Here is a 12,934-nt window from a genome sequence, read left to right on the forward strand (position 1 = left end):
GGCGCCGCCGGTCAGTAGAGGCCGCCCGAACTCATGGTGCCGTAATCGGCCTTCTTGGGGATGACCTTCTTCTTTCCGGTCGAGGTCGTCACCGACTTGGCGGCCTTTTCGGTCACGTCGCTGCTCTTCTTGAAGCCCGGCAGCTGCTCTTTCGGCACCCGCTGGAAGCCACCATCGACCACCCGCGACGCCGCCACGGTCCCGTTCCGGAAATACTCCGAGATCACGCCGTTGCCATAGGACACGTCGGCGAAATAGCCCCCCGGCGGCACCTTGAAGCTGGTCCCGCCATACTGCTTGACGGCCTGGCGCATGAAGGCGTTGAACACCGGCACGCACAGAGTCCCGCCAAAGGCGTTGGACCCCAGGCTGCGCGGCTCGTCATAGCCGAGGTAACAGCCCGCCACCATGTTCGAGGTGAAGCCGATGAACCACACGTCCTTGGCGTCATTGGTGGTCCCGGTCTTGCCCGCCACCGGCACCGGCAGCTTGACGCCCTTGCCCGAGCCGCGCTTGACCACGCCCTCCATCATCGAGGTGGTCTGATAGGCGGTGATCGCGTCCATGACCCGTTCGCGGTCGGACACGATGATCGGTGCCTGGCCGGCCGGCAGGGCGCCCATCTGGCAGGTCGTGCAGACCCGCTTGTCGTGGCGATAGACGGTCTTGCCCCAGCGGTCCTGCACCCGGTCGACCAGCGTAGGTTCCACCCGCTCGCCGCCATTGGCGAACATCGCATAGGCCGCCACCATCTTGAACAGCGTGGTTTCCTGCGCGCCCAGGCTATTGGCGAGGAAGGGCGACAGATGTTCATAGACGCCGAAGCGCTCGGCGTACTTGGCCACCGTCTGCATGCCGATGTCCTGGGCGATGCGGATCGTCATCAGGTTGCGGGACTGTTCGATCCCAGTGCGCAGCGGCGTCGGGCCGTAGAACCCGCCGCCCGAGTTCTTGGGCGTCCACAGCCCTTGCGGCGTGTTCACGGTGATCGGCTCGTCGGCGACGATCGTTGCGGGAGTGTAGCCGTTGTCCAGCGCCGCGGCATAGACGAAGGGCTTGAAGGCCGAGCCGGGCTGCCGCTGCGCCTGGGTGGCACGGTTGAAGACCGACGCCTGATAGGAAAACCCGCCCTGCATCGCATGGACCCGGCCGGTGGTCACGTCCATCGCCATGAACCCGCCCTGGATCGCCGGCACCTGCCGCAGCGTCCAGCGGATGAACTTGCCCGAGCCGTCCTCGGTCATCCGGCGCACCAGCACAACGTCGCCGACCGCCAGCAGGTCGGCGGCGACGCGCGCCTGCCGGGCCCGTTCGCGCCCGGGCATCATCTTGCGCGCCCACTGGACGTCCTTGGCGGGGATCACCTGCGGCTCGGCCTCGGTCGGCGCGATGCCCTCGATGCCGATCTCGGCGTCGGTCTTGCCGAGCGACAGAACGACGGCGGGATACCAGCCCTCGATGTCGCGCGGGACCTTGGCCTTGGCCAGCGCCGCACGCCAGCGATCCTCGGAGGCCAGTTCCTCGGCCGGGATCGTCTCGCCCGTGCCGCGCCACAGGCCGAGCCCGCGGTCATAGCGTTCCAGCGCATCCTGCAGCGCCTTGGCGGCGATCTGCTGCAGCTGCGGTTCCACCGTGGCGCGGATCGACAGGCCGCCGCCGAAGAACTCGTCCTCGCCGAACTGGGCCGACAGCTGGCGGCGGATCTCGTCGGTGAAATAGTCCCGCGGCGGCAGGCTCTGCCGGAAGGCGGGATAGTCGCCGTTCTGGACCGATCTCAGCGGCTGCGCGGCCTCGGACTTGTATTCCGCCTCGGTCAGGTAGCCGTTCTGCCACATCTCGCGCAGCACGTAGTTGCGCCGTTCGGTGATGCGGTCCTTGTCGCGCACCACGGACCGCGACGGCGCCTGCGGCATGGCGGCCAGCAGCGCCGCCTCGTGCGGGGCCAGCTCGCCCAGGGGCTTGTTGAAATAGGTCTGCGCCGCGGCGGCGACCCCGGCGCTGTTCTGGCCCAGGAAGATCTCGTTCAGATACAGCTCGAGGATCTTGTCCTTGCTAAGCGTCCGTTCCAGCCGGGTGGCGAGGATCAGTTCCTTGACCTTGCGTTCCACGCTGCGGCTGGAATCGAGCAGGAAGTTCTTCATCACCTGCTGAGTGATGGTCGAGGCGCCGCGCACGCTTTCGCCGCGGGTCCTGACCGCCTCGACGGCCGCGGCGGCCATGCCGCGGGGGTCATAGCCGTGATGGGTGTAGAAGAACTTGTCCTCGGCCGACACGAAGGCGTGCTTGACCAGGTCGGGAATTTCCTCGCTGGGCACGAAGATGCGCCGTTCCTCGGCGAATTCGTCGATCAGCCGGCCCTCGCCGGAATAGATCCGGCTGATGGTCTTGGGGGTATAGGACGCCAGAACCTCGTGGCTGGGCAGGTCACGCGAATAGATCCAGAAGACGCCGCCGACGATCAGGGCAAGGAACACGGCCGCGGTCACGAACCACGAAAACACCGCACCAAAGAAGTTCAGAACGAAACGGATCACCGAACCATGCCCACCACCGCAACCGGGGCGCATCTATAGCGGCACGGCCTTGCGGGGTCAAAGCAAGCTTGCGTCAGGTGTGGACGCGCCGAGGCGATCACGGCCCCGCCCCGGCGGCGACGCTGCGGTCGGCCTCGTCGGCGGCCCAGCTGGCGACGCCGTCCGCGACCGCCCCGGCAAAGCGCGCGCGCCAGTCCGGATCGAACAGGTTGGTGCGGTCGCCGGGATCGGTCAGGAACCCCAGCTCGACCAGCAGCGACGGGATGTCGGGGGATTTCAGCACCGAGAACGCCGCCCCCCGCACCGGCACGCGATGCATGGCGATGCCGCCGGCATTCAGCCGGGCCACCATGTGCCGCGCGGCGTCCTGGCTGCGCGGCTGGGTGTCGATGCGGGCCAGGTCGATCAAGGCGCGGCTGACATCCTCGTCGGTATTGGACAGGTCCATCCCGGCCAACAGGTCGCTGCGATCATGCAGCAGCGCCAGCTGCCGCGCGGCGCGATCGTTCGACTGCGGGTCCCAGACATAGATCGTGGCGCCCGCGGCCTCTCCGGCCGGCAGCGCGTCGGCGTGCAGCGAGATGAACAGGTCCGCGCCCTGCGCGCGGGCGATGGTGGTGCGGCGTTCCAGCGGGATGAAGCGGTCATCCTCGCGGGTCTGGACGACCTCGATCCCCTTGGCGCGCAGCGCCGCGGACAGCTCATGCGCAAAGCCCAGCATGACCGCGGCCTCGGAGATGCCGCCGACCTGCGCGCCGGGGTCGATGCCGCCGTGGCCGGGGTCCAGCACCACGCGGATGCGCCCGTCTGCCAGCGCGGTCCCGGCCCGCCCCTGCCCGGTCGCGGCCGGCTGCGGCAGCCCGTGCAGGACCGTGAGCGGGTCGGTGCGGGGGGCAAAGCGGTCCGCCGTCACCGGCACCAGCCGGATCGACAGCGCCGCCGGCGCCGCGTTCATGCGTGCGCTGTCCACCTCCATCGGGCCGGGCAGCGTCAGGATCGCCCGCGCGCCCCCGGTCGGCGCCGGGCCCCAGCGCAGCGCCAGCGGCTGCGACGGGTCCGCCGCCGTCGCGGCGGGAACGCGGGTCTCGAGCAGGTCCACGACCAGCCGCGGCGGCCCGTCGATCAGCGCCACCCGATGCGGCACCGCGCGCGACAGGCCCAGGGTCAGCGCGATGGGCCGCGGCGCGCCGCGGTCCCTGCCCTCGACCGCGAGCATCGTCCGGCCCGGATCGACGACCGCCGGTTCCGCCGCCAGCGCCAGCGACGGCAGCAGCGCCAGCAGCAGAACCGCCGCGAGTCGCCTCATCGCGCCGCCATCCAACGGGCCAGCCGATCCAGCCCCTCGGCGATGTCGGCGGTCGACTGCGCATAGGAGAACCGCAGGGTCCGGGCGCCCCGCACCGGGTCGAAGTCGATCCCCGGCGTCACCGCCACGCCCGCCTGCCCCAGAATCTCGCGCGCCAGCGCGGCGCTGTCGTCGGTCAGGTCGGACACGTCCGCATAGACGTAGAAGGCACCATCCGGCGGCGCGATGCGGGTGAAGCCCATCGCCGGCAGGCGGTCCAGCATCAGGCGGCGGTTCTCGGCATAGACGGCGAGGTTTCCCTCCGCCTCGGCCTCGCCTTCGGGCGACAGCGCCGCCAGCGCAGCAAGCTGGCTCGCATGGGGCGGGCAGATGAACATGTTGGCGGCGAGCCGGTCCATCGTGCGCACCATGTCGGTCGGCACCACCATCCAGCCGATCCGCCAGCCGGTCATGCTGAAATACTTGGAAAAGCTGTTGATGACGACGACATCGTCGGTCACCTCCAGCGCGCTGACGCAGCGCTCGCCATAGCTGAGCCCGTGATAGATCTCGTCCGAGATCAGCGCCGCGCCGATCTGCCGGGTGCGCTCGCCCAGCGCGCTCAGCGCGTCGCGGCCCAGCATCGTCCCCGAGGGATTGCCGGGCGAGGCGAGCATCACCCCCTGCACATCCGCCGGGATGTCCTCGGGGACCGGCTGATAGCGGTTGTTGGCGCTGGTCTGCATCCCCACGGGCTCGACCGACATGGCGCGCAGGATCTGGCGATAGCTGGGATAGCCCGGCTCGCCGACCGCGACCCGGTCTCCGGCATCGAACAGCGCGGCGAAGGCCAGCAGGAACGCCCCCGAGGAGCCCGGCGTGATGACGACCCGCGCCGGGTCCAGATCGACCCCGTACCAGCGGAGGTACAGCCCCGCGATCGCCTCGCGCAGCGCCGGCAGTCCCAGCGCGACGGTGTAGCCCAGCGGCTGGTCCAGCGCCGCGGCCAGCGCGGCCCGCGCCGCGGCCGGGGCGGGCGTCGAGGGCTGGCCGACCTCCATGTGGATGATGTGGCGGCCGGCGGCCTCGGCCTGGCGCGCGGCCTCCATCACGTCCATGACGATGAACGGGGCGACCTGCCCCCGCGTCGACTGCCTCATCCGCCTTGCCCCTGCCTCGCTGGTTGCCGGCGCTTGTCGCCCCTGCGCGGCCCCGCGGTCAAGCGCCCCTCACGCCGAGTTGGGCTGGACAGGCCCCCGCCGGTTCGCCAAGGTCGCGCGCGAAACCGGAAAGGACGCGCCATGAAAACCCTGCTGACCGCCGCCGCGCTGATGGCCGCGACCGCCCTGCCCGCGGCGGCGTTTGACCCCGCCAACATGACCGAGCCCGAAAAGGCGGCCTTCGGCGAGGCGGTGCGCGACTATATCATGGCCAACCCCAACGTGCTGATCGAAGCCGTCAACAAGATGGAAGAGCAGCGCCTGGCCGACGAGGCCAAGAACGACAAGCTGCTGGTCGAGGCGAACAAGGCCGAGATCTTCGAGGACAGCCATTCCTGGACCGGCGGCAATGCCTCGGGCGACCTGACGATGGTCGAATTCATCGACTATCGCTGCGGCTATTGCCGCAAGGTGGCGGCCGAAGTCGACGAGGTCGTGGCCAAGGACGGCAACATCAAGCTGATCCTCAAGGAATTCCCGATCCTCGGTCAGGAAAGCGAACTCGCCTCGCGCTATGCGATCGCGGTCAAGCAGATGGCGGGCCCCGAGGCCTACAAGACCGCGCATGACAAGCTGTACGCGATGCGCGGCGCGGTGACGCTGGAATCGCTGGGCGCGCTGGCCAAGGAACAGGGGCTGGACGCGCAGGCGATCACCCAGCGCATGAACACCGAGGAGGTGAGTGCCGAGATCCGCGCCAACCGGCAACTGGCCGAGAAGATGCAGATCATGGGCACGCCCACCTTCGTCATCGGGCCGGAACTGCTGCGCGGCATCCCGTCGACCGGGCTGGCGACGGCGGTCGAGCAGATCCGCGGCGCGGCGAAGGGCTGAGAGGCCGCACTGGGGGCTTCGCGCCCCCGGACCCCCGCGGGATATCTGGGACCGCCCAAAGCGGGTTAACCTGATCTCAATCTTTCGCAGGCACGGTGGACGTGCGGTACAGGCGGGGACGCCGATGACCGCACCGACCGAAAGTTACCCTCACCCCTCTCGGGTGAGGGCGTGCCGGGTCGGGCGGTCCTGAAATATCCTCGGGGGTGAATGGCGGCCCTTGGGCCGCCAGAGGGGGCAGACGGCCCCCTTTCTGCGGCCTATTCCGCGGCGGTGTCGGCTTTTTCGCTCAGCGCGAGTTGTTCCGCCCGCTTCTCGACCAGTTCGACGATGTGGTCGATCATCTGGGCGTTGCTCATCTTGTGGCTCTGCTTGCCGGCCATGTAGATCATGCCGGACCCGGCGCCGCCGCCGGTGAAGCCCAGATCGGTCATCAGCGCCTCGCCCGGGCCGTTCACCACGCAGCCGATGATCGACAGGCTCATCGGGGTCTTGATGTGTTCCAGCCGCCGCTCCAGTTCCTCGACCGTGCGGATCACGTCGAAGCCCTGCCGCGCGCAGCTGGGGCAGCTGATGATCTGCACGCCGCGGGTGCGCAGGCCCAGCGACTTGAGGATCTCGTAGCCGACCTTGACCTCTTCGACGGGGTCGGCCGACAGCGAGACGCGGATCGTGTCGCCGATCCCGGCCCACAGCAGGTTGCCCATGCCGACGGCCGATTTCACCGTGCCGCCGCGCAGGCCGCCGGCCTCGGTGATGCCCAGGTGGATCGGGGCATCGGTCGCCTCGGCCAGCGCCTGATAGGCAGCAGCAGCAAGGAACACGTCGGACGCCTTCACGCTGATCTTGAATTCGTGGAAATCGTTGTCCTGCAGCAGCTTGATGTGGTCGAGCCCGCTTTCCACCATGGCCTCGGGGCAGGGCTCGCCGTATTTTTCCAGCAGGTGACGCTCGAGGCTGCCGGCGTTGACGCCGATGCGGATCGAGCAGCCGTGATCGCGCGCCGCCTGCACCACCTCGCGCACCCGCGCTGCATCTCCGATGTTGCCCGGGTTAATGCGCAGGCAGGCGGCGCCGGCCTCGGCGGCCTCGATGGCGCGGCGATAGTGGAAATGGATATCGGCAACGATCGGGACCGGGCTTTCGCGGGCGATCTCGCGCAGGGCCCGGGTCGAGGCCTCATCGGGGGTCGAGACGCGGACGATGTCGGCCCCCGCATCGGCCGCCGCGATCACCTGCGCCAGCGTGGCGCGCACGTCCGAGCTGTCGGTGTTGGTCATCGTCTGCACGCTGATCGGCGCGTCGCCGCCCACCGGGACCGAGCCGACCATGATCTTGCGGCTGCGGCGGCGGTCGATGTTGCGCCACGGGCGGATCGGATTATGGGTCATGGGTGCGGCCTTTCGGTGACGAGGGACAGATAGGCCGCGTCACGCCCCCGGGCAACCGCCCCCGTGCGACGGATCAGTGCGACGGATCAGTGCGACCGATCAGTCCTGTGCGGGCAGGGCCGCCGGCGCTCCCGCGAGCGGCGCGGCCGAAGCCAGCGCCACCATGCTGGCCAGTTCGGGATCAGCGGCCGGATCGGCCAGCGCGTATTTCCCGGTCAGCGCCGCCGGCGACAGTTCCACGTTCTTGACCACCTGCGGCCCCGGCGCCGCCGGGCCATAGGTCTGGCCGTTCACCGCGAAATAGATCGCCCCGGAATTCCCCGTCCGCAGGACCGGAGGATGTTCCGTCGAGGGCAGCGCAAAGCGTTCCCCCGCATCCATCGTCTTTTCCAGGATAACCGTGCCATCGGCCGCGCTGACCCGCACCCAGGCGGCGCGGGCAGCGAGGATTTCCAGCTGCGGTGCGTCGGGCGCCAGCGTCCGGACCGGCTGCGGCTGCGCCGCGCCCGGCATCTGCGGCCCGTTCAGCATGGCCAGGTCGCGCGACGGCACACCCGGCACGGCGGCCGTGGGGGCGGCGGCGGCCTGCTGGATCGGCGCGTTCTCCTCGGGCAGGCCGGGGTCGATGTCGGCGATGGGGGTGTCGCGCGGCGTCATCTCGGGGACTTCCAGCGCCTGGGGGCGATAGACGCGGTCCAGCGCCTGCGGTTGCGGCAGGTCGGCCGAGGCGATCTCGGCCGGTTCGGCCGGCGCCGCGTCCTGCACCGGGTCCAGCGTCGCGATCACCGCGGGCGCCTGGTCCGATGGAGTCAGATTGACCCTCTGCACCTCTTGCAGCACGGCCCAGCCGCCATAGCCCAGCCCGAGCGCGAGCGCCGCCATGACCAGCACCGAGCCGATCGCCCGCGGCTCGACCGAGGACCAGAAGCTTTCGCGCTGCGGGATGAACAGCGCCTTGGGGTTGGCCAGCGCCTCGGCCGGGTCGGCGGGGCGCCGGGTCGGCTTGGGACCGGCGGCCGCGGGGGCCATGCCGTGCACCGGCTGGAATCCCGATTCCTCGCAGAAGCGGCGGAACACCCAGTCCTGGTCCATACCCAGATAGCGGGCATAGGACCGCACATAGCCGGAAATGAAGCTGGGGGCGTCAAAGGCCGAGATGTCGCAGTTCTCGATCGCCGCGACATAGGACGCGCGAATCCGCAGTTCCCGCTGCACGTCCAGCAGCGACTTGCCCATCGTCGCGCGTTCGCCGCGCATGATGTCGCCCAGCCGCATTTCGAAGTCGTCGAAACCCGGCGCGGCCGCATTCGCGCCGCCGTCCTGTTTGGAGTCGTCCGCCGTGGCCGACGCCCGCATCCCGATCATCCCGCCCGCCTCGTTGTAGACAGCCCGATTCCCCGGCCTTGGCCCGAATCTGACATGCTTTCGTTAATCGGAGGTTATCACGTGACCGAGAGGGGTTACACCGCAGAGTTGCGCTCAGGCGACCGCCTCGGCGCGATTCAGCGCGCAGCGTGACCAAAGCGCATCCATTGCCCGGACCAGATGGTCGATCTGCTGGGAATCGTGAACCGGCGACGGGGTGAAGCGCAGCCGCTCGGTCCCGCGCGGCACGGTGGGGAAGTTGATCGGCTGCACATAGATGCCGAAATCGGCCAGCAGCATGTCCGACAGCGCCTTGCAGTGCACGGGGTTGCCGACATGGACCGGCACGATGTGCGAACCGCGGTCGTCGATGGGCAGACCCAGCCCGCGCAGCCGCATCTTGAGGATCCGCGCGTGCAGCTGCTGCGCGTCGCGCAGCTTTTGCCCGCCCTCGGTCTTGAGGAAGGCGATCGAGGCCGCGGCGCCCGCGGCCACCGCCGGCGGGATCGAGGTGGTGAAGATGAAGCCCGGCGCATAGGACCGGATCGCGTCGCACATCCGGGCGCTCGCGGCGATATAGCCGCCGAAGACGCCGAACGCCTTGCCCAGCGTGCCGTTGAAGATGTCGATGCGGTCCATCAGCCCGTCACGCTCGGCGACGCCGCCGCCGCGGGGGCCGTACATGCCGACGGCGTGGACCTCGTCCAGATAGGTCAGCGCGTTGAATTCGTCCGCGAGATCGCAGATCTCGCCGATCGGGCCGAAATCGCCGTCCATCGAGTAGATCGATTCGAAGGCGATCAGCTTGGGCAGCGCCGGATCGTCCGCGGCCAGCAGTTCGCGCAGGTGGCCCACGTCATTGTGGCGGAAGATCCGCTTGGCGCCGTCGAAGCGCTTGATTCCCTCGATCATCGAGGCGTGGTTCAACTCGTCGGAATAGATGATGAGGCCCGGGAACAGCTTGCGCAGCGTCGAGAGGGTCGCGTCGTTGGCGGTGTAGGCCGACGAGAAGACCAGCGCGGCCTCTTTCCCGTGCAGGTCGGCCAGCTCGGCCTCGAGCTTCTTGTGATAGACCGTGGTGCCCGAGATGTTGCGGGTGCCGCCCGAACCGGCGCCGGTCGCGTCCAGCGCCTCGTGCATCGCCGCCAGAACCACAGGATGCTGGCCCATGCCCAGATAGTCGTTGCCGCACCAGACGGTGATCTCGGTTTCCGACCCGTCCGGGCGGGTCCAGACGGCCTGCGGATAGGAACCCTTGCGCCGCTCGATATCGATGAAGGTGCGATAGCGGCCTTCGTCATGCAGGCGCTGGATCGCCTGGTCGAGTGCGGCATCATAGTTCATCGCGGGCTCCCTTGCGAACTGGGCTGGGCTTGCGTCACAGGCCTGGGGCGATCATCGTCCACCCCTGCGGCGGGGTCATTGATAAGGGTCAAAGCCGCAGGATGACACCTTAAAATTCCCGTGATGCGACAAAACGCCACTCAAAGAACCGCATAAAAACACTCAGGAAAGGATGCTGCGATGGCCACCGACACCCGGCTGGACGAGGTACTGGCAACGCTTGACGAGGGGCTGCCGCGCGCGCTGGACCGGCTGATCGAGTTCGTCCGCATCCCCTCGGTGTCCACCGACCCGGCCTATGCCCCCGAGGTGCGGCGGGCGGCCGACTGGCTCTGCGACCAGCTGGCGGCGCTGGGGTTCGAGGCCTCGGTGTGCGAGACCGCCGGGCACCCGGTGGTCATCGCCCGCTCGCAGCCGGGCGCGGGGCGGACGCTGCTCTATTACGGCCATTACGACGTGCAGCCGGTCGATCCGATCGCGCTGTGGGACCGCGATCCGTTCGACCGGCCATCGAGGACACCCCCGCCGGCCAGGTGATCCGGGGCCGTGGCGCCTCGGACGACAAGGGTCAGCTGATGACGCTGGTCGAGGCCTGCCGGGCGTGGAAGTCCGTCCACGGCACCCTGCCCGCCGGGCTCACGCTGATCTTCGAGGGTGAAGAGGAATCGGGTTCGCCCAACCTCGCGCCGTTCCTGCGCGACAACGCCGACGAGCTGCGCGCGAGCCTGGCGCTGATCTGCGACACCGGCATGTATGCGGATGGCCGGCCCGCGATCACCACCCAGCTGCGCGGCCTGATGGGCGAGGAGATCGTCGTCCGCGCCGCCAGCCGCGACCTGCATTCGGGCAATTTCGGCGGGCTCGCGGCGAACCCGATCCAGGTGCTGGTCAACGCGCTGGCCGGGATCAAGGACGACACCGGCCGCGTCATCCTGCCCGGCTTCTATGACGGAGTCGAGGAGCTGTCGAACCAGTTGCGCGCCGAATGGGAGGATCTGGGCTTCGACGCCTCAGAGTTCCTGTCCCGCGTCGGGCTGAAGGATCCGATCGGCGAACGCGGGCGATCTGGTCTCGAGATGGTCTGGAACCGGCCGACGTTCGAGATCAACGGCATCGCCGGGGGCTATGCGGGCGACGGGTTCAAGACCGTGCTGCCGGCCGAGGCCCGCGCCAAGGTCAGCTGCCGGCTGGTCGGCACCCAGGACCCGCAGGCGATTCGCGCCGCCCTGCAGGCCCATGTTCGCGCCCATGTTCCGGCCGACTGCACGGTCGAGTTCCACCCCCACGGCAGCAGCCCGGCCTGCCACATGGACGTGTCGGACCCCGCCTTCACCGCGGCGCGTGCCGCGCTTTGCGAGGAATGGGGGCGCGAGGCGGCGTTCATCGGCATGGGCGGCTCGATCCCCGTCGCAGGCGATTTCCAGCGCCTGCTGGGCATGGACGTCATGCTGATCGGCTTTGGCCGCGACGACGACCGCATCCATTCGCCGAACGAGAAATACAACGTCGAAAGCTTCGCCAAGGGCGTGCGGTCCTGGGCGCGGATCCTGGCGGCGCTGCGCTGAGGCGGCGCGCTATTGCATGACGGAGGCAGCCATCAGGACGAGCACGCCCGCCACCAGCGTCACCGCAAAGGCGCCATCCCTGTTGTCCTTCATGCGCAGAGACTGCGCAAAGAACAGACCGCCGACGCCCAGCGCCAGAACCAGCCAGGCAGCGGCCTGGACCCCCGGGTCAGTCTGATCGACGGGAAAGGGCCAGGTTCCGCGCATCTCGACTGTCCTCTGTCGTGCCAACGAAAAAGGGCCGCCCCGCGGGGCGGCCCATCCATCCATCCCTTGCGCGGGTCTCAGGCCGCGCGCGTGGTCAGCACGGCGCCGACCTTTTCCTGGGCCCGCGCCTCGTCCATGCCGCTGACCGCCGCGACCTCGCGGGTCAGGCGGTCGAGCGCGGCCTCGTACAGCTGGCGTTCCGAATAGGACTGCTCGCGCTGGTCGTCGTTGCGGTGCAGGTCGCGGACGACCTCGGCGATCGACAGCAGGTCGCCCGAGTTGATCTTCTGTTCGTATTCCTGCGCGCGGCGCGACCACATCGCGCGCTTGACGCGGGCCTTGCCCTTCAGCGTTTCCAGCGCCCGGTCGACCAGGTCCGGCGAGGCCAGGCCGCGCATCCCGATTTCCGAGGCCCGCGCGGTGGGCACGCGCAGGGTCATCTTGTCCTTCTCGAACGAGATCACGAACATTTCCAGCCGGATCCCCGCGACCTCCTGTTCGTCGATCGACACGATACGACCGACGCCATGGGCGGGATAGACCACGAAATCGTCAGGGCGGAACTCGTTCTTCTTGGTCTTCGACATCATGCTTCCTTCCAGGTGGCACCACATGCGCGGCGCAAAAACCTCTCGCCGGGCCAGCGCCCTCCGAGAGGTCCGTGTGAGCTATTGCCAGGGCCGGCCGGGCAGCGAACCGGCAAGGGGGCAGCAGTCGACTGCTGCCGGGCAGGCGCGGCCTCGTGTAACAAGCTTGTATCACGAATCACCCCCTGAAAGAAGGGGAAATTGATTTTGCCGCCAGCCGCAGCGTTGTGCCGCAGGGCAGTCAGGCCCCGGCGGGCAGGGTCAATCGCCCTCGCCGGGGTTCGGCGAGAAGTATTTTTCCAGCTTGCCGGCGACCCCGTCCATCGCCTCGTAGCCCGGCAGCGGGTCCTTCTTGCGAGTGATGACCGGCCATTGTTCGGAATATTTCCGGTTGAATTCGACCCAGGATTCCATGTCCGGTTCGGTGTCCGGGCGGATCGCGTCGGCGGGGCATTCCGGTTCACAGACGCCGCAGTCGATGCATTCGTCGGGGTGGATCACGAGGGTGTTCTCACCCTCGTAGAAACAGTCGACCGGACAGACCTCGACGCAATCCGTGTATTTGCACATGATGCAGTTGTCGGTCACGACATAGGTCATCG

The 12,934-nt window shown here is 68.6% G+C and carries 10 protein-coding genes and 1 pseudogene; 2 read left to right on the plus strand and 9 right to left on the minus strand.

Going from position 1 to position 12,934, the window contains the following annotated elements:
- Nucleotides 1–11: 11 nt before the first annotated feature.
- From IC63_RS02220 to IC63_RS02230, 3 genes are all read right to left on the minus strand, one after another.
- Entirely contained in the window at nucleotides 12–2,534 is a 2,523-nt protein-coding gene (locus IC63_RS02220) for a penicillin-binding protein 1A (protein ID WP_036716507.1), read from the minus strand.
- Nucleotides 2,535–2,631: 97 nt separating this feature from the next.
- Entirely contained in the window at nucleotides 2,632–3,840 is a 1,209-nt protein-coding gene (locus tag IC63_RS02225) for an N-acetylmuramoyl-L-alanine amidase family protein (RefSeq protein ID WP_036716579.1), read from the minus strand.
- Complete coding sequence (locus tag IC63_RS02230; RefSeq protein ID WP_036716509.1) at nucleotides 3,837–4,979, minus strand: pyridoxal phosphate-dependent aminotransferase; 1,143 nt, start codon at nucleotides 4,977–4,979, stop codon at nucleotides 3,837–3,839. Before IC63_RS02230 ends, IC63_RS02225 begins: the two co-directional genes overlap by 4 nt.
- A 141-nt stretch (nucleotides 4,980–5,120) precedes the next feature.
- On the opposite strand from IC63_RS02230, the gene IC63_RS02235 reads away from it, so the two are divergent.
- Nucleotides 5,121–5,873, plus strand: coding sequence for a DsbA family protein (locus IC63_RS02235; protein WP_036716510.1), 753 nt, complete (start codon nucleotides 5,121–5,123; stop codon nucleotides 5,871–5,873).
- A 260-nt stretch (nucleotides 5,874–6,133) separates the two neighbouring features.
- Here the strand turns inward: IC63_RS02235 and ispG are convergent, their stop codons facing one another.
- The 3 genes from ispG to hemA all read right to left on the minus strand — a co-directional run bounded on the left by ispG (nucleotide 6,134) and on the right by hemA (nucleotide 9,973).
- Nucleotides 6,134–7,264, minus strand: a complete 1,131-nt coding sequence (gene ispG, locus IC63_RS02240; protein ID WP_036716511.1) for a flavodoxin-dependent (E)-4-hydroxy-3-methylbut-2-enyl-diphosphate synthase — start codon at nucleotides 7,262–7,264, stop codon at nucleotides 6,134–6,136.
- A 99-nt stretch (nucleotides 7,265–7,363) separates the two neighbouring features.
- On the minus strand, nucleotides 7,364–8,629 hold the full coding sequence (locus tag IC63_RS02245; protein ID WP_036716512.1) for a helix-turn-helix domain-containing protein: 1,266 nt from the start codon (nucleotides 8,627–8,629) through the stop codon (nucleotides 7,364–7,366).
- A 114-nt stretch (nucleotides 8,630–8,743) separates the two neighbouring features.
- Nucleotides 8,744–9,973, minus strand: a complete 1,230-nt coding sequence (hemA, locus tag IC63_RS02250; RefSeq protein ID WP_036716513.1) for a 5-aminolevulinate synthase — start codon at nucleotides 9,971–9,973, stop codon at nucleotides 8,744–8,746.
- Between the two features lie 180 nt (nucleotides 9,974–10,153).
- Between hemA and IC63_RS02255 the strand changes: the two are divergent.
- Nucleotides 10,154–11,538, plus strand: a pseudogene (locus tag IC63_RS02255) (dipeptidase).
- 9 nt (nucleotides 11,539–11,547) lie between these two features.
- Here the strand turns inward: IC63_RS02255 and IC63_RS02260 are convergent.
- The 3 genes from IC63_RS02260 to fdxA form a co-directional block, all read right to left on the minus strand.
- A complete protein-coding gene (locus IC63_RS02260; RefSeq protein WP_036716514.1) occupies nucleotides 11,548–11,745 on the minus strand; it encodes a hypothetical protein in 198 nt (65 codons plus the stop codon).
- 77 nt (nucleotides 11,746–11,822) lie between these two features.
- Nucleotides 11,823–12,332, minus strand: coding sequence for a CarD family transcriptional regulator (locus IC63_RS02265; RefSeq protein ID WP_036716581.1), 510 nt, complete (start codon nucleotides 12,330–12,332; stop codon nucleotides 11,823–11,825).
- 261 nt (nucleotides 12,333–12,593) lie between these two features.
- The gene (gene fdxA, locus IC63_RS02270) at nucleotides 12,594–12,932 is read right to left on the minus strand and encodes a ferredoxin FdxA (RefSeq protein ID WP_036716516.1); all 339 of its coding nucleotides are present in this window, start codon (nucleotides 12,930–12,932) and stop codon (nucleotides 12,594–12,596) included.
- Between the last annotated feature and the right edge of the window lie 2 nt (nucleotides 12,933–12,934).

The sequence above is a fragment of the Paracoccus sphaerophysae genome (genome assembly GCF_000763805.1).
Taxonomy (GTDB): Bacteria; Pseudomonadota; Alphaproteobacteria; order Rhodobacterales; family Rhodobacteraceae; genus Paracoccus; species Paracoccus sphaerophysae.